The sequence below is a fragment of the Chryseobacterium sp. POL2 genome, from assembly GCF_011058315.1.
In the GTDB taxonomy this organism is placed as follows: domain Bacteria; phylum Bacteroidota; class Bacteroidia; order Flavobacteriales; family Weeksellaceae; genus Soonwooa.
Map to the genome: position 1 here is coordinate 17606 of NZ_CP049298.1, position 19131 is coordinate 36736.

Annotated in this window: 14 protein-coding genes; 11 read left to right on the top strand and 3 right to left on the bottom strand. The window is 34.2% G+C overall.

What is annotated here, in order from left to right; translation table 11 throughout:
• The first annotated feature begins 29 nt into the window (after positions 1–29).
• The 7 genes from G6R40_RS00075 to G6R40_RS00105 all read left to right on the top strand — a co-directional run bounded on the left by G6R40_RS00075 (position 30) and on the right by G6R40_RS00105 (position 12861).
• Entirely contained in the window at positions 30–1502 is a 1473-nt protein-coding gene (locus G6R40_RS00075; protein ID WP_165130383.1) for a helix-turn-helix transcriptional regulator, read from the top strand.
• A gap of 235 nt (positions 1503–1737) precedes the next feature.
• Positions 1738–2334, top strand: coding sequence for a hypothetical protein (locus tag G6R40_RS00080; protein ID WP_165130385.1), 597 nt, complete (start codon positions 1738–1740; stop codon positions 2332–2334).
• 127 nt (positions 2335–2461) lie between these two features.
• A complete protein-coding gene (locus G6R40_RS00085; protein WP_165130387.1) occupies positions 2462–2800 on the top strand; it encodes a helix-turn-helix transcriptional regulator in 339 nt (112 codons plus the stop codon).
• Positions 2801–2916: 116 nt separating this feature from the next.
• On the top strand, positions 2917–7041 hold the full coding sequence (locus tag G6R40_RS00090) for a hypothetical protein (RefSeq protein WP_165130352.1): 4125 nt from the start codon (positions 2917–2919) through the stop codon (positions 7039–7041).
• A gap of 120 nt (positions 7042–7161) precedes the next feature.
• Positions 7162–7746: a hypothetical protein gene (locus G6R40_RS00095; RefSeq protein ID WP_165130389.1), complete on the top strand. Its 585-nt coding sequence runs from the start codon at positions 7162–7164 to the stop codon at positions 7744–7746.
• A 208-nt stretch (positions 7747–7954) separates the two neighbouring features.
• A complete protein-coding gene (locus G6R40_RS00100; protein WP_165130391.1) occupies positions 7955–8542 on the top strand; it encodes a Crp/Fnr family transcriptional regulator in 588 nt (195 codons plus the stop codon).
• A gap of 548 nt (positions 8543–9090) precedes the next feature.
• Positions 9091–12861 (top strand): L-type lectin-domain containing protein, encoded by a 3771-nt coding sequence (locus G6R40_RS00105; RefSeq protein ID WP_165130393.1) that lies wholly within the window; start codon positions 9091–9093, stop codon positions 12859–12861.
• Between the two features lie 740 nt (positions 12862–13601).
• On the opposite strand, the gene G6R40_RS00110 is transcribed toward G6R40_RS00105, so the two are convergent.
• The 3 genes from G6R40_RS00110 to G6R40_RS00120 form a co-directional block, all read right to left on the bottom strand.
• Positions 13602–13748: a hypothetical protein gene (locus G6R40_RS00110; RefSeq protein WP_165130395.1), complete on the bottom strand. Its 147-nt coding sequence runs from the start codon at positions 13746–13748 to the stop codon at positions 13602–13604.
• Entirely contained in the window at positions 13732–14319 is a 588-nt protein-coding gene (locus G6R40_RS00115; RefSeq protein WP_165130396.1) for a zeta toxin family protein, read from the bottom strand. The genes G6R40_RS00110 and G6R40_RS00115 overlap by 17 nt, the downstream gene beginning before the upstream one ends.
• 274 nt (positions 14320–14593) lie before the next feature.
• Complete coding sequence (locus G6R40_RS00120) at positions 14594–15508, bottom strand: hypothetical protein (protein WP_165130397.1); 915 nt, start codon at positions 15506–15508, stop codon at positions 14594–14596.
• Positions 15509–15963: 455 nt separating this feature from the next.
• Between G6R40_RS00120 and G6R40_RS00125 the strand changes: the two genes are divergently transcribed.
• The 4 genes from G6R40_RS00125 to G6R40_RS00145 all read left to right on the top strand — a co-directional run bounded on the left by G6R40_RS00125 (position 15964) and on the right by G6R40_RS00145 (position 19124).
• The gene (locus tag G6R40_RS00125) at positions 15964–17181 is read left to right on the top strand and encodes a site-specific integrase (RefSeq protein ID WP_165130398.1); all 1218 of its coding nucleotides are present in this window, start codon (positions 15964–15966) and stop codon (positions 17179–17181) included.
• Positions 17182–17497: 316 nt separating this feature from the next.
• Positions 17498–18088 (top strand): TetR/AcrR family transcriptional regulator, encoded by a 591-nt coding sequence (locus G6R40_RS00135; RefSeq protein WP_165130399.1) that lies wholly within the window; start codon positions 17498–17500, stop codon positions 18086–18088.
• Between the two features lie 7 nt (positions 18089–18095).
• Entirely contained in the window at positions 18096–18551 is a 456-nt protein-coding gene (locus tag G6R40_RS00140) for a hypothetical protein (protein ID WP_165130400.1), read from the top strand.
• Positions 18552–18563: 12 nt separating this feature from the next.
• Positions 18564–19124 (top strand): cytochrome b/b6 domain-containing protein, encoded by a 561-nt coding sequence (locus G6R40_RS00145; protein ID WP_165130401.1) that lies wholly within the window; start codon positions 18564–18566, stop codon positions 19122–19124.
• Positions 19125–19131 lie beyond the last annotated feature (7 nt).

Below are 19131 nucleotides of genomic sequence, written 5' to 3' on the forward strand. Positions count from 1 at the left end.
TGCTGTTTATACTATTTAACTGAATAACAATGAAAACAAAAATACCTCTTTTATTATTAATCTTTAATATTGTTTTTTTTTATTCTCAGGAAAAAAAAACAGAAAAGCAAATCGACAGTATAACCACTGCTCTCTGGAGCTCTAAATTTTTTAATGATGAAGGACTTGTAAAACTAACAGAGCTTTACTATCAAGCTAAAGAAATAGATTATGAAGAAGGTCAGATAAGGTTATTAAAAAGAATTGTAGAAATTAAATCATCATACTCAGATTTTATATCAGCACTTCAATACTTAAAATATCTGAAATCTCTCTCTTTGTCGGTCCAACAATACGAAGAATATATTTATGCAAATTGTCTTGAAGCAAAGATTTTTTTCATGGATAAAAATTATTCTCAGGCAAAAAAAGTTCTCAATCTTGCAGAAAGATATCTTTATAAGATTCCGGATAAAGAAAAAAGGAGAAAAGCGAAAACTGAAATCTATATCTATCAATGGTATAATTTTGAAAAATCGAAACTTCCGAAATCTTCTTATGCAGATTCTTTATTATCTATTTCAAAAAAACTTTATAACGAAGCAGTATTAATCGAAAATGATCATAAGCGTGCAAAAAGTGTTCTGTATTCGACCAATTTAATGGTAAACTCTCTTATTCTGTTAAAAAAGTATGAAGAAGCAGTAAAATATTTAAAAATAGGAGGACAAGAGCTTAAGACATTCGGAGAGGTAACTTATCTGGGAGTTGATTATTATGAAGCAAAGGGCGATGTGGAATTTAATTTTAAGCATTATAAAGGTTCTTCAAATGACAGTGCATTAGCAAGCTATAATAAAGCCATAAAAATTGGAGAAGCGCTTGGATATACGGCTAAGACAAAAGAATTATATTCTAAAGTAGCTGAAATCTATAGAGAGAAAGAAGATTACGCAAAGCAAGCGCTGTTTTTACAAAAATCTAGTAATCTGGAAGATAGTATCCAGGTCAAAGAAAACAAAGGATTAAATGAGGTCAAGTCTCTACTATATGCTAATAAAGGAGACGTAACTGAAACTCCTTCTCAAAATAGGACACTGCTTTATTTCTTGTCGGCTGTTGCTTTAATAATTATAGTAATTGGAGGTGGAAAACTTTATTTCAATAAAAAGAAGAATAAAATACAACCTCTGGAAAAAGTAACTTCTGAAAAAGACCCGATTGTCAAAACGAATGCATATAATCATCTTATCAGTCTTGCATTAAAAAATGATTCTTCGTTTTATTTAACTTTTCTAGAAGCATTTCCTGACTTCAGTGAAAAGCTTCTTAATATTAACCCCTTGATGAAAATATCCGATATAGAATTTTGTGCATACATTAAACTTAATCTTGAAACCAAGCAGATTGCAATAATGAAAAAAATATCTGTAAGAGCCGTGGAAGGGAAAAAATATAGAATCCGGAAAAAATTAGGAATTTCAGCAGAGGAAAATATGTATATCTGGTTTTTAAAATTATAGCCAACATATATCTTTTTTACAAATGTAACATTCTAAAAATCAAAACAAAATAAATATCGTGTAGCTTCGTGTAGTTTGCGTGAAATACCGATAACACAAAATTTATACTAAACTGCACATGAAAAGTAATTTTGTAGATTAGAAAAATGACATACTATTTTTCAATACAAAAATTACACATTTGCAAAAACCAAATTTAAAATTATTTAGCGTTTCTGGGGTTATTTCTTTCAAAATGACTTCATTTTTTGCGTTGATATGTCTGTTTTTTGCCAATCTGATCTATGGAAAAATCAGCACTTCGGAAAGTAACGACGACTCTAAAATTATTCTATCAGGAAAAGCTATTGTTTTTGGGTCGGGAGACTTTGTAAATATTGAAAGAGTCCAGAGTGAGGATTTAAAAGAAATAAAAACTGAAAAAGCACAGATTTTTATTTCTGATAATGCTACAGTTTATAATATTGAAGCACTTAGCAAGGCTGAAATCAAAACAATAAAAAAGAATAAAACATCTTCTATCAAAAAAAAGGTTGTTAAAAAAACAGTAACTAATAAAGCCTTAATTGCTTATGTTCAAAAAGAGCCATTGCGGGCGTATTATAATTCTACACATCACTCAGATTTAATATCTCAGAATCAAAAAGAGAAAATTGTTTTTACTACAGGCAGCAGTCAATATTTAATTAAAATAATAATTTCTTTAATCAAAAGATCAGAGAGACGCTTGTATCTAATCACAGGACAAGTTTTTAGTTACTCGGATCCAAGTATCAGACTTTGTTATTTCTCTGGCAAACATTCGGTGAGGCCACCCACACATTTATCTTAAGTAACGTTTTCTGTTCGTAAGGACTGAAACTTCGATCAAAACACAAATTATTTGCCGCTTAAATTTCAGATAATCAGCACTTTGAATGGTTGTCTTAAGAAGTTGTATATCTATTTAAAAAATACAAATGATAGAAAAAGACCACTTTTTTTCTGCGCCGCCTGAAAGCAGAAGAATTCCGGTAAGTACACTTTTAAGGTTATTGAATGAAGATAGTACTTCATTTTATATTGCTTTTTTAGAAACTTATCCCGACTTCACCGAGAAATTGCTAAAAATTAATCCGGCAATGAAGTTCTCAGATATTGAGTTCTGTGCATACATAAAACTCAATTTGGAGACTAAGCAAATTGCGCAGTTTAAAAAAATATCCACAAGAGCAGTAGAAGGCAAAAAATACAGAATTCGGAAAAAACTGAATATTCCTCCCAATATCAATATGTATATATGGATGTCCAGACTTTAAGCTCTCAACATTAAACATCATTAGTTTATGATGCATTATGTCTATAATGATAAAAAAACATAAAAATTAAAAATAATTAAAATTAACAAATGATTAAATTAAAACAAATTTTGGCATTGCTGCTGGTCGTGTTTTCGGCGGTGGTATATGCGCAGTTGCCGGTGCCAACCTATGTTGGGTCGGCGAAATTTTCTGCCATAGGCAGTGGACTCACAGGTATCCCTACCATTAATTTTACCATCCCCAACGGTACAACCAATAAAAACAGGATGATGGTGATTACAATGGCAGGCGAAAGATATAATGCAGGAGCTCTTTCTAACTTTTTTTGTAATAGAAATAGTCCAGCTTCTAATAATTCTAATGTAATCGATTTGCCAGATGTATATGTTAATGGAGTAATATCGACGTTTGAAAATGGATATCATAAAAATGCCCTTAACAGTACCCCTACTGATTTACAAAATTGGAGCGGAGCAACATGGTCTTACAAAATGCCGGATAGTATGACAGGTACTTTACCAATCACTTTTCAATATCTACCAAATCCTCAAACGGCAAATGATGAAATTTCTTTCATTATTTCGGTATATGAAAATGTGAAATCCTCGCAATGGATTAATGGCCTTAATGATTTTGGATATACTAACGTAACAGCCGCACTAACTCCTACGCTGGGTAGAACTGCCCAAGAAATTATGTACATGGTAAATGGCGGTATTACTTATGATACCAATTTGTCTACACCATCTGGCTGGTCATTAGACCAGTTTAATAAAGTTACGAATAATGGTGTTGCTTGGTCTATTTCTCCAAATGAAAACGATGGGATTGCCCATATTGTAGCTCATAAATCTAATATAAGTGGAAATCCTACTGCACTAATAAATGTAACAGGCATACTTGGCTACTATTCAGGTGGATATGTATTCCATGGATTACTTCCTCTTGCCTCTCCCTCTGTTACTGGGCAAGTTGTAACTCCAACACTCAACTCCGCAACTGGCACACAAGGTGGTGGGCTTTGGATGAATGTAGTGGACAAAGCTACCAACAAAGTAGTAGCCGTAGTAGCTGTAGATGCAAGTGGTAATTTCACCATACCAAACGGTGCTTTGGTAGAAACCTATAACTATGATTTTATACTAAGCAAAAATGCAGGTTTTATTAATACCACCAACCCTATAACTGTTGCGCTCAATCCGGGTTGGACTACCGTGGCAGAAGGCATCAACGGCACAACTCCTGATGGTACAGCCAACAGTATTTTCAATTGGACTGCCGGAGATGTTAATGTTACAGGGGTAAGGTTTGCAATAAAAACTATAGACCCTTGTAATGCTTTGGAATCTGGCAATTTAGATTCAGATGGCGATGGCATATCTGATATTTGTGATTTGGATGACGATAACGATGGTATTTTAGATACCGATGAAGGCTTCTGCTTATCAACTCCATTATTGATTGCAAGTAAAACGTTTTCCGCAACTGGTAGTGGTCTAGCAGGAAGGCCAAATATTACATTTAGTGCTCCTACAACAGGTACGGGTAAAAGGTTAATGTTTTTAACACTTACTATTGAGCGAGATCACACACCTACACCTTACGGTGATAACTGGGAATCTACCTTGCCAGCCACTGGTAATTTTGCAAATGCTCCGGTGGTGAAATTTGGCAGTAATGATATGACTGCACGTGCCTACAGTTATTCTATGAAATCTTTAGCTAGTAATAAACATTCAGACGCAACAATTTCGGTTACACAATATGTTTATACATTATGGGATTCTCAAATTTCTCCCGGTTTAAACTCTATTGATTTATCAAAATTTCAATTACCAAAAAATGCTGGCGACGAATGGCATGCCGAAATATTAGTATTTGATAATGTAAACAATCTTGAATACATTGACAGTCAGAGTTCAAGTCAAGCAACAAATGATTTATCAATATCAGGTAATATGCTAGCTAGTAGTCAACCAGCGGGTACTATTCAACAAAATAATGTTTTATTGGCATTTGGTGCAACGTCAGCTCAAAGTGGAATGTCAATCAATTCTGGCTGGAACGCTATAACAACTAATTCTGTAGCCAATACAAGCGGAACTTATGCAACAGACCCAAATACATCAGATGATGTTTTACCTGAAAACGATGGTATTTCTGTATTTACTGCCACAAAAACGGGGGTTACAGGTAACCAAACTGCTACCTTTAGTTTTAATAAAAGTATGTCAACAGCAATAATGTACAGATTAATTCCATATCCTTGTAATCTTAGAGATACAGATGGTGATGGTATTCCAGATTATTTAGATTTAGATTCAGATGCTGATGGTTGTCCTGATGCTATAGAAGGCGATGGAAATTTTACAGCTTCTCAATTAACGTCAGCTTCAGGAACGCTTACATCTCAAACACCTAATCAAAATTTTGGTACTACGGTAGATGCTAATGGTGTGCCAACAGTAGTTGGTGCTAGTGGGCAAGGTATAGGTAATTCTCAAAACGAGATGCTGAACGATTGTATTGAGTTTGTTTGTCTGCCTGACCCTTACGCTGCACAGCAAACTTGGTGGTTGCCTTTTCAAGGAAATAAGGTAAGAATAGATTTCCAATCAGGCTCTGCTGTGCTTAATAATCCTGGGATAGGGTTTTTAGGACAGGGCGTTACTACTGATGGATTTGAAGGAAATACTGCCGTAACACATCCTGTAACCAACGAATTACTTTTCGTGACAGATGGTAATAAAGTGTATAAAGGTTCTACAGGTATTGCTGCTACAGGTTCGGTTGGAGGTAAGGCTTCAGCAGAAGAGGCTGCTGCAGTTATCCCAGATCCTCAAGGGGTTAAAGGTAGGGATTTTATCATTTTTGGTAATGCAACAGCAGATACAGCAGGGACTTTAGTAAGTGCAAAATATAATTTAGAGGCTAATACTCTTACCAATATTACTACTCCTCTTTTACCAGCTAGTTCTATTTACGAAGCGTTGGAAGTTATTCCACATACTAATGGTACTGATTATTGGATTTTAGTGAATACGGCTGATCAAAATGTAAAATCATATTTGTATTCAGAAGTTTCTGGTTTTAACTCGACTCCTGTTTCGTCAATTAGTGTTCCTAACCTTTCAGGGGTACTTGCTGCTAATATTGCTGGATATTCATTTATTACATGGGACCCAAGAACTCCTGGTAAAGTACTTATTGCTAGGCATAATAAAATGGGAATGGCTAATTTTAATCCTGCCACTGGTGCATTAGGAGTTTGGGACGTAAAGGTTACTGTTTCTACAGGTGTTCCAGATACGGACAAACTTTTGGGCTATTCAGTAGCTTTATCTCCTAACGGAAAGTATATTTATTATAAAAATGGAGGAGCCTTGATGTATTATGATAATACAACAGGAGTATCAACTCAGGCAGGAACTCTTCCTTCTATTTATGGATTGAAAGTTGCTAAAGATGGTAGATTATATATATCTAGTCATCCGGATCATCATGGACTATATTATTTGCCAGATGCAAATAATCCCACAGCTTCTACAGCTACACCATCATTCTTTTCTACTGACACAAGGCAGGTTTCTTATCAACTACCAAATAATGTTTACTGGGGATGTATCACGTGTCAGTCAGGTACAGCCGCGCCTGTTTTAACAAATCCTACTATTACGGTTTTACCATCAACGGTTGGTAATTTAATCAACTTGTTAACCGCTAGTAACAAACCTGCTGGTACTGCATTTTCTATCCATTCTGATGCAACAGCTACAGATGCTAATAAGCTATCAAGTTCAACACCTTTAGTGGCTGGAACTACATATTATATATCATTTTATGATGGTTTAGCGGTTTGCTATAGCCCTACAATATCCATAAAAATTGGAGAGACATTTTGCTACAAGCCAGCTATTACAGATGGTAATACTTATCCGTCAAAACATGGGATTACTGCCTTAGGAAGAGCAGGAACAGATAGTGACAATTGGCCAATGGTAAGACAAAGTGCTTGGACAGTTCTAGAAGCTAAAACAAAAGGGTTTGTCATCAACAGAGTGAAATTCAACACCAGCAATCAGCCTGTTGCAGATAATGGGACAACGTTGGTAATTACCGATCCAGTTGAAGGAATGATGGTTTATGATACCACTAACAATTGTTTGAAAGTTTATACAACTACCGACGGAACTACTTTCGCTTGGCATTGTATGACTACACAAGCCTGCCCTAATTAATATAAACACAATTTCATATATAAGAGGAGTTTTCCAAACGGGTGGCAGTAAAATCTTGCCACCATTGGAAATCTCAATTAAAAAACAGAATCAAAATTTAACAAAAAATAAATTACAGCTATGAAAAAAAAGACAACTATTTTAGTATTGATTGGAGTTTCTACAATGGCATTTTCTCAAGTAGCTATTGGAAAATCAGAAATCACGAAGCTATCGGATAACATCACGCCTAATCCGGGAATTTCTTTAGAATTTGGTCCAGATACAACCGAAAAAAAGGGAATTGTACTTCCTTGGGTGACAGCAACTACTAATTCTTCTCCTTTTATTACAGGATATGCAGGAAGTAACACAGTGGTAGACGGGACAATCGTTTATGACACATCTGATCACAAAGTAAAATATAAAAAAGCCGGAATCTGGTTTGATTTGAGCGTAGATGCCAATGGAAATGCAGATACCACATTACAAGATTCTAAATCAGATTTACCTAATGCAAAAGCAGCAATAGGAACAAACGGTGCAACGGATACTACTCCTGGAATTTTAGTTCTCACCGATACAGATAAGGCTATGATTTTGCCAAAAGTTGCTTTGCCACACCTTAATATTAAAAATCCGGCAGCAGGAATGTTGGTTTATGATACCACAAATAGACAATTAGCTGTTTTTAATGGTACCAATTGGTCATTTTGGAAGCCTTAAAATAAAGTAATCAATGTTGCTTTCAGTCTAAAAATGTCATTTGTGTTTTTAGAGATCTTTCAGATTTCTTTTTTCTTTTTTAGCTGAAGGCTTTTTTTAAATTAACCCCAAAGAATAATATTTGAGATTAGCCATCAATGATTTTTAGGTAAAACAAAATGTTCATCAATTATAAAATATTATTCAGGAATCACATATCGAAATTACTATGACATTAAATGATTTTTCAGATAAATATTTTGATCAGAATGATTTTTTAGATTCAAAAGACAGAGAAAAACTTTTAGAACTGGTTCAATTTGTCACTATTCCAAAAGATAAAATCTTACTTCATAGAGGTGAACAGATAAAACAGGTAGGAATAATTCTAAAAGGACTAATAAGAGTTTATAATAAGAATAATAGAACGGTTTGGTTTGTGCAAAATAATGGAATTTATGGATCAATAGATACTTTAGCTCTTGATCGCGCTTCATCCCTCACTTTTGAAACATTAGAAGAGACGAGTATGTTTTTACTTAATTATGATGATTTAGAAGAAGCAATTATATCATATCCGAATATTGCCAGCTTGCTTCTAATGTACTGGAAAAGAACAGCGGTAGAAATTTACCGTAATTTTTATACATCTTTAAGCTTATCTCCAGAAGAAAAGTATTTAGAAATTTTGCAAAAAAATCCTCAATTAATTTTAAATGTAAAATCAAAAGATCTTGCTTCTTATTTAGGAATTCATCCTACCTCATTAAGTAGATTAAAAAGAAGATACTTCGTTTCAAAAGAAAATAAAGATTGATTTACTGCGTGTTCTCATCTTTTGTTTATAATGTCATTGTCTATTGCTAATAATATAAATAGCGAAAGTATATTATTCTTCGTAATCGGATTTTTTATTTAATAATAATATGTAATTATTTTATTTTCGTTGAAATATTAAAATAAAAATTGATGAAATTTAAAATTTATTTCGAAAAAATTATTTATCAAATGAATTATAAAATGAGATCAAAAAGATTGATTAGTAATTCTTTAAATAAATTTAACCTAATAACACTAGATGAAGATGCAGAAACTTGAAAAAATCTCCCAACATAAATTTATTGAGTATAAAGAATGATTCATTCTTAGGGTAGAGTTCCCATTCAAAAGTTTCCTGTTCCGGACAAAATCTCTTAAAACAAAGCTAAATGTAAGCACCACACAGTTTCTAGGTAGCCCTACGCACCCAAAGCCTGTGACAACGGAGGTGTAAACTCCGAAAAAGATGGTAAAAAGTTATTGCAACAGCCAAAGAATAACTTCAAAAAACAAAACATAACAATCCAACATGAAAACTTAATGATTATGAATGTAAGATTTAAAAATTTTTTAGCATTGCTGGCAGTAGCGATTTCTGTTTTCTGCTATGCACAAACACCTACTCTCATTGCCAGTGGTACATACAAAGCAAGCGGTAGTGGGGCTTCTGGAATACCTCCGGTTAGTATAGATATACCTGCAGGGAAAAACAGAGTAATGATTATTAGCACTTTTTCCGAAAGAGTTCATAGTACATATAACAGTAATTTTGTATATAACACCGATGGAGCAACAGATGGAGATTATGCACATCCGATTTTTGTAAATGGTGTCTCTGGAACATTTTTATCTGCTCCTTGGACATCTAATAAAAATATCAGTGGTAACTCAGCTACTGTAAATTTTTCTACTAATAACACAGTAAGATATGTCTCAGATGCAATGGGACTGCCTACTGGAATAGCAACTGTAACATTTACTGGGATTAATTTGCCGGAAAATTCTGGTGATGAAATGATTGTAAATGTAGCTGTTTTTGCGAATGCAAGTGCCAATCTTTCTTTACTAAGCTGGAATAACGTTACAGATTTTGATACTACACCCTTTTTAACACTATCAGGTACTACTCCTACGATTCCTGTTGGAAATACAATTGGAAATATTGTTTTCTTAGGAACTGGTGGCATTACACAATCTAAAACCGTTACGTTTTCCACTGGATGGACAGCAATACAATCAGATATAGTAACTAATACAGCAGGAAGTTCTCCCTATACACTTTCTCCCAATGAACACGATGGTATTGGTTTTACTACAGCCTATAGAACCATCGCATCTGGTAATCCTACTTTCACATTGTCAAGAACAGCAACAAATCCTTCAACAGAAGCAGCATCTGCCAACTTAATTTCTATTTTGCCAATGGCAAGACCTTCTGTTTCTGGTACCGTTTATATTGACAATAATGGCTTAACAGGCGGAATAAACAATGGAGGGACAGGTGGAGGTATCTGGAACATCGCCAATGCATTATATGTAAATGCGGTAGATACCAACGGAAATGTTGTGGCTACAGCATTGGTTAATACATCTGGAGTTTTTACATTTGCTGCAGGTGGTGCATTGATAGAGGGAGATGTTATCAAATTTCAGTTAAGTAAAACACAGGGTACAGTAGGGCAACCTGCTCCAGTAAAAGAGTTGCCTGTAGGTTGGGGCACCGTGGGTGAAAGTACCACTAACGGAACTAGTGACGGAACTATTAATGGTGAATTTACCCTAACCATTGGTACTGTAAACAGCCCGAATAATACTACCAATAGATTTGGTGTTACTGCTTGCGCTGCAGGAACAGTTGCGCCAACAGTGGAAAATCTTTTCATCAATTGTCCTGCTACGTTTGTAAATCTTAATACAGCTCATACAGGTACAGTTCCTGCAAACACGTCCTTAGTATGGTTTACCAACAATACCCATACAGGTACAGCTTTATTCGGAACACAAATTACTCAGGCAGGAGCGGGTACTTATTATGCTTTTTATTATGACAGTACTAATATTTGCTACAGCCCAGCAGCTACAGTTAACGTTATTGCAAATACTATAGATTCTGATGGAGACGGAGTTCTAGACACCTGCGACCTTGATGATGATAATGATGGAATTTTGGATAGTAGCGAATGTCAATCATCCGATAGAATATCAAATGGAGTATTTCCTACTTCTGGATCTCTTACAGGATGGACTACAAGTGGTTCTTACTCCTTAACTTCCAGAGGTTTGGAATTCACAGCAGATAATAGTACAATTACTACTGTAAGCCAGAGCTTAACTGGTGTTTTCGCAAATAGCAATATATATGTAAATGACATCAATTGGCTTACAACAAATACTTCTGGTGCTACCTCAACGCTTGTTACTGAATTTTTGTATAATGGTACTGTTTATGCTACCATAGACACAGGAACTGGAGTAGCGGGTAGTATTCCTACTGTTAGAGGAAATAATGGTGCTGTAACCAATATCAGTACTTTACCCTCTATTGGCTCTGCTGGTACTTGGTCTACTACTAATACAGATTTGATTATAACTTTACCTCCAACTATTTCTTCATCCAGTGGTACTTTTCAAATCCGTTTCAGAGCAGGAACAAGTGGAAATTCAGTAGATGATATTTCGATAAGATCTGTGCAGCTTATTTCTTGTTCAGACTTTGATGGTGATGGAATTCCTAATTTTCTGGATTTAGATAGTGATGGCGATGGCTGTCCGGATGCGGTAGAAGGATCTGGTAATTTTAATCCAACTACTACAGCTTCAGGTACGCTTACATCTCAATCTCCAAATATCAATTTTGGAACAGCGGTAGATGCTAATGGTATTCCTACAACAGTTGGAGCAAGCGGACAAGGTATTGGAGACTCTTTAGACACCTTAAAACATTGTAAAGATTCTGATGGAGATGGTATTCCGGATTGGCAAGATCTTGATGATGACAATGATGGTATTTTGGATTGTGTGGAAAACGGCCTCAACACTACGGTTGATAAAATTTTTAAAGCCAATAATAGCGCTACCTTAATTACAAGCCCTTCTACAGGACCAGTACATCAATTTAGATTAACAAATGGAGGCTCTCAAAATGGACAGGTTTGGTCATATGGAAAGGTAGATTTTACAAAAAGTTTTTCTTTACCTATGAAGGCATTATTATCTGATGCCGATGGTATTGCCATTGTGTTTCACAATAGTCCGCTTGCACAATCAGCATCTGGCACAAATGGACAAGGTCTTGGCGCAAGAGGAATTGCCAATGGAATTGCTTTAGAATTAGATACCTTTGTAAATAGTTGTGCAAATGATGCTAACAATGGTGCAAACTGTGATCCAAATTTTGACCACGGAAGTATAAGAACCACCGCTGGTTGGATTGATGCTGGAAAATTGGCAGGGGACACTCAATTAGGTGATGGAACTGTAGATGACGGAGTTTGGCACAATGTTGTAATCAATTGGAATGCTGCAACCAGAAACCTTTCTTATACATTTGACGGCGTTCCTGTTACCAATTATACTTTTCCAACAACAGGTGCTAATGCTATCGAAACTATTTTAGGTGGAAATTCAGCGTATTTTGGATTTACAGCTTCCACAGGTGGAGCAGGTAATAATAATTCTGTAGGTTTTGATGATTTATGTGCTTTACCGTTAACATTAGATTTTGATAATGACGGTATTCCAAATCATTTAGATTTAGACAGTGACGGAGATGGCTGTACAGATGCCATAGAAGGTGCTGGAAATTTTACAGCTTCTCAATTAACGTCAGCTTCAGGAACGCTTACATCTCAAACACCTAATCAAAATTTTGGTACTACGGTAGATGCTAATGGTGTGCCAACAGTTGTTGGAGCTAGTGGGCAAGCTCTAGGAGATGCACAGAACGCTAGTGTAAATTCTCAATGTAATACTTTCTGCTACAAACCCGCTATTACAGATGGTAATACTTACCCATCAAAACATGGTATAACAGCTTTAGGAAGAGCAGGCGTAGAAAATGATAACTGGCCAATGGTAAGACAAAGTGCATGGACTGTTTTAGAAGCAAAAACGAAAGGTTTTGTAGTGAACAGAGTTAAATTTAACACCAGCAATCAGCCTGTTGCTGATAACGGAACCACTTTAGTTATTACCAATCCTGTTGAAGGGATGATGGTTTATGATACTACCAACAATTGTTTGAAAGTTTATACTTCTAATGATGGGGGAACAACTTTTAATTGGTATTGTATGAGTACACAGACTTGTCCTAATTAATCATTTTATAATATAAATAATTGAGGCGGAAATATGATTCAAACAAATCATACCCGTCTCAATTATTTAAAATTAACAATCTAAAAAAATTAAAATATAGGCTAAACCTTATGTAATCCAAACTGAGCACAGGATCACAACCTGACAAGTTCAATACTTTCATAATAGAGAAGTTTTTTAATAATTTAAAAGATAATGCTAATTCTAACAATTACAGTAAGCAATAGATAAATTGTTTTTGTTCTAAAAATTTGTTGCTTATTTATACCAAAATACTACGGCACAAACTGAAGTTTCTCAAGTTATAAGACCAAGATATCGTATGAGTTGAAATAATTTTAGAAAAAAGAAGACAAATAAAAGCGGATTCAATCCGAAAAAGAAGACAAATATATAATCAAGAAAAATTAGTAAGTTTATAACCCGAAATCCTCCTTAAGGATTGAATGAAATTTGTCCAAATTAGTTTGAAGACTTACAATTAAAATTAAGTTTTGTTTCATAGATTTAATACGTACTATTTTTTTGTGAGATTACATCTAACGAAAAAGTATTGGCGAAGTGCGGGAATTCGAAGGACTGAAAGTTCAAGAATTCAGAAACGAAACCGATGCTTTTTCACTTCTGCTAACTTACGAAAAATCGCAGAATTGAAAAGCATTCGGCGGAATATTTTTACAAAATTTCAACGTTTACAAAATCCCGCATTTTTCCAATACACTGTTAGCTGTAGTCCGAATTTACGGCTTTATTTTCACGATTTTATTCTCTTGAATTACAACAATTTCACTATTGTTTTTTCGTTTAAATTCAAGCATTTTTTCATAGGCTTTTTCAAGACCTTTTATTATTTTATTTCGTCTTTCTGTTTTAGCTTCTTTTGTCATAATAATTTTTTAATTCATTAAACTTTTCTTGATTGTGAATTGCAATATCTTCATCAAGATTTTTTTCTGCAATTAGCTCATGTTTTCCTTCCGAATTATCAAAAATCAAAACTTGATCCACAATTGGAAGATATATTTTAAAAAGATTATTGATGCCGTTTTGATAACGTCTTTCAATTACTTCTGTTGGAATATTATGTCCTCCTTCTTGAACTCTTATTTTTACTCTTTCTTTTGCCAATTCTGGGTTTTTCAGCCAAAAAAATAATAGAGTAGTATTGTATTTATTTTTTTGTGCGTTTAGAATTTTTTGCTTGTAAGTTTTTGTCGCTAAAGTTGTTTCAAATGCAAAACTTTCATTATATTCAAAAAGCTCATCTATTCTATTAAGCATTATTCTTCCTGCTTCAAAGGAAACTTTTTCAGGCTGAAATGGAGAAAGACCTTTTGCAATTTCATCAGCATTTACAAATTCTTTACAATCGAGAATTTCAGGCAAAATAGTAAAAGATGCTGTTGTTTTTCCAGCACCATTACAACCAGCAATTATGTAAAGATTTTTTTCTTTCATAATTACAAAGTTAGGATTTAATTTCTTGTTTTATAAAATTTTCTTTTGATGACGAAATTTCAAATCGGATTACAGCTAACGGAAAAAGTATTGGCGAAGTGAGGGAATTCGAAGGACTGAAAGTTCAAGAATTCAGAAACGTAGCAAATGCTTTTTCAGATTGTCTAATTTAGGTAAAAAAACAATATGAAAAGCAGTTGCGAATTTTTTTGACGAAATTTCAATTTATGACTAAACCCCGCATTTTGCAAAACCTATGTTAGCAGAAGGACTTTTATTTTATTTGTTTTATAATCCAATTCATTGTATCATTTGAATCCATTATACTCCAAGAATGTGGATGTTTCGTTCCGTTTAACCTTTTTCCTTTATTAAATGTCGATATAATTTCTGCATTTTTGTTTCCATTAAGTTGTAGCAGATTAATCATTGCAGAAATGTTTGTACAATTCAAATCATATAAATCTCGGTGTCTATTTTCTAACTGCCATTCAATTCCTGGTTCTGTATAAATTCTTATTGGAATGTCAATTAAGTATTTTGCGTTTCCACCATCTTCTTTTCTATATGTAAACATAGAGTATTTTTCATATTCGTTTGGAAAATCAGTAGGACTTCCACCAAAAGTTGTATTGAAATCATTAATTACCCAATTTGCTTCACTGACTCCAATCTCTGAAAAATTTCGTTTAATTTCTCGTTGTGCTCTCTCATACATTTGCTCATAATCAAGAGGAACATCAATTGCAAAAATTGCTTTTGGAATAAATGATGTATTTTTATCTCGAACAGCTCTTTCAGCAAAGGTAATGGAAAGCATTCCGCCTCCAGAAAAACCACCCAAAACAATTCTATTATTTGAAATATTATATTCTTTCATTAATTGATTTGCAATTATATTTGTAGAATTTATTTCTTCAAACATTTTTGTAGAATCATTTGAAAAATGGGGTAGAATGACTAAAAAATTATTTTTACTAGCTAATTTAGGCAATTCAATTTGTTTTAAAATATCTTCTGGGGTTTCTCCACCACCGTGAAATAAAAATAAAATTGCATTAGGTTTACCTTTAGGAATTATTTTTAGATAATAATCTTCAGGATTTTCTAATTTTATTTTTTCTGTTTTTTGTGCGAAAATATTTAATGAAAATGTAAAAATAATCAGAAATAAAATTTGGTGTTTCATTTATAGAGTACTGTTTGGTAAGTCTTTCTGCTAACTGAAAAAGGCTTTGCGAAGTGCGGGCTTAATTTGAACGAAAGTTCAAGTTCAGACCAATCGTAGCCAATATTTTTTCAATGGAACTAAGTTAAACAAAAATGTGGAATTGGAAAATATTGGTGGCTAAATATTACAAAAAGTTCAATTTCGCCTTAAATCCCGCATTTTGCCAATACAATGTTATTAAAAGTATTAAATCGTATGTCGCTTTTTGCACTCAAATACATAATTATCAATAAGTTATAAAATAAGAAAGAACAGAATAACGCAGAAAAAAGCAACGAAAAGTTAGGCTTGTTGTACCAAATGTTGTAGCTTTGTATCAGGTTGCACCGCTTTGAAATAACTGATTTATAAAGGGTTTCATCGTTTTGCACTCGATTGTTTTTTTTAGTACAACAAATATAATACTTTTTCTTATGGCTTCAATAAAATTAGTACTTCGGACAAATCAGGAAGATAAAACAGGTCATAGCCCTTTATATATAAGGGTTATAAAGGATAGGAAAGCCAAATTTGTAGCCACAGGCGTAAAACTGAAAAGCAACGAATGGGACGATGATAAGCAGAAGATAAAGAAGAACCACACCAACAGTGCGAGAATGAATGCCTTTATTTCTCAAAAGGTAGCAGATGCAGAGGGAACAGTTGCAGACCACGAACGCAAACGTAAATCCGTATCAGCCCGAAAACTAAAAGAAGCAATAAAAGGTAAGGATATGGCAAACTTCTTTGAATATGCTTACAACCGTTGCGAACGTATCAAAGGAACGGTATCGGTTGCCACTTACAGGAACTACAAACAGTATGTAGCCAAGTTTGAAAAATTTATCGGGTATAGAGAAATATACTTTGATGATATTACCGTTACGATGCTGAAAGATTACATCAATCATATGTCCAATAACTTGAAGAACGGAGCAACTACAGTACACTATTCTTTATTGATTTTATCCGTAATGTTTCGTGATGCCCAAAGGGAAGATATTATAGGCGAACATATTTACCCATTCTCAAAAGTTCGTGTGAAACGTGATAAAGGAAAGCGTTTATTTCTGAACAAAGAGCAGGTAGAAAAGCTACGCAATTTTAAAATCGAGTACACAGGCAAGGACGAAGTATTTAGAGATATGTTCATTTTTTCGGTGTATGCAGGTGGCTTGCGTTTTAGTGATGTAGTGAGCTTGAAATGGGAAAATTATAACGAGAAAGAACAACGCATTACAAAGACCATTCGCAAAACAGGAAGAACGCACAACTTTAAAATCGGGCAGATTGCGATTGACATTTTAAATAAATACAAAACCGAAATATCATTGCCAAGCGATTTCGTTTTTCCGATATTGGAAGACGTAGAAAGGTTTGATACTGATACCGATTATCAGGCATATATCATCAATGCAAAAAATATCCTATGCGGTCAGAAGTTACGTAGGTTGGGCAAGGATATGGAATTACCGTTTACTTTATCGTTCCATTTAAGCCGTCATACTTTTGCTACCAATGCTCTAAATAATGGTATGCGGATAGAATATGTTTCAAAGCTGTTAGACCATTCAGATATTGGTATTACACAGATTTACGCCAAAGTAATCAGTGAGGAATTAGACAAGGCAGTTGAGCAATACATCAATTAAAATGCTACCGAGATACTTATTTTTAACTTCGTAGTATAGTATTTTTAATACTGACAACTTGTTCCCCTACATTGGTTTCCGATTATCAAACACAACTACCCGATAAAAAGCTGTTACAACAGAAACTACACGAGTTGTTTGAAAACAGCCCAACGGAAGAATAATCTCATTTTTCATCCTTCTTAATTGCTTTGTTTATCAATGCGTTGCATTAAATTTCACAAATTTGCTGTAAAAATACTATCTCCATTAAAAAACTATCTCTATCTTTGTTAGCGAATGCTAACTAACATAATTTTGTTAGCAAACAAATAATATGGAAAAGTTCACAGACAGGCAAATAGAAATAATGGAAGCTGCAACGGCTCGGATTGATGCTTACGGTATTCAAAACCTGACTATCAAAACGCTGGCTGCCGATATTGGTTTATCCGAACCGGCTTTATACCGTCATTTTAAAAGCAAGAATGATATTTTACTTGGTTTGCTCAACTATTTCATAACAGGAATGAAAAACCGCCTCAATAATATTCCAGTAAACCCTGACGCAACAGCAGGAGATGAATTGAGAGCTATTTTTAAATCGCAACTGCAAACCTTTACAGATAAGCCTGCGATTGTTAGTGTCATTTTTGCGGAAAGTATTTTTCATTATGATGAGGGATTAAGTTATAAAGTTTCCGAAATAATGGAATTAATGCACCAATATGTCAATGCAAACATTGAAAAAGGACAAAAGGCAAGGCAGTACGGCAAGCTCATCAATGCTTCCACGCTTACCACTATTATACTTGGAGGAATGAGAATGACGGTTTTGAAATGGAAATTGTCAGGGCATAAATCCAACCTGATGAAAGACGGGAAAGCAGTTTTAGAGGGAATTTTAAAAATGATTGAAAAAAAATAATTGAGATATGAAAAAAGTAATTGTATTTGGAATGAGTCTTATGCTTTTGTGGGGATGTAATAATTCCACTGAAAAATCAACCACACATCAGGAAACAGAAAACCACGCAGAACATCGCCACGATGAGAGTTCCGAAGCTATTGAACTCAACAATGGCGAAAAATGGTTGGTGAACGAAGAAATGAAACCCTTTGTATTGAAAGGCGAAGAACTGGTAAATGCTTATATCCAAAATAATCAGACCGATTATAAAGCATTAGCTAAACAATTAAAAGAGCAAAACAACCAGCTCATAAAAAGTTGTACAATGGGCGGAAAAAGCCACGATGAATTACACAAATGGTTGCACCCACACCTTGAAATAGTAAAGGCGATAGAAAATGAAACAGATGCAAAAAAAGCAAATGAAACCGTTTTGCACCTGCAACATTCGTATCAGCACTATCATAAGTATTTTAACTAAATTTTCTAAGTAATGAAATCCCAACAAAAATTCACAATATTTCATCGGGTACTGCATTGGATAATGGCTTTTGCAATGCCTGTTTTATTCATTACAGGGTTTCTTCGTATGTATTGGATGAATAAAAACAATATTGTTGCTGTTATTGAAAGTAAAACATCGGCAATACCTAAAGAACAAATGACGGACATTGCCAAAGCGATAAGAGAACCAATGTGGCAATGGCACGAAGTTTTTGCTCACATAATGATTTTTGCCTTTTTAGCACGGATTATTTATATGCTTGTAAAAGGTATTCGTTTTCCAAATCCCTTTAAAAGCAATCAACCGCTTAAAGAACGGTTACAGGGTTTTACTTATGTGTACTTTTATCTTTTTGTTTTTATTTCGGCTGTTACAGGTATCTGTATAGAAAAAGGATTTTTACCACAATGGAAAGAAGATATTGAAACCGTACACAAATGGGGAATTTACTGGTTTCCTATTTTTATTCTTTTGCATTTGGCAGGAATTATAATCGCAGAATTTTCTAATAAAAAAGGAATTACCTCAAAAATGATAGGAGGAGATTAAATAATTT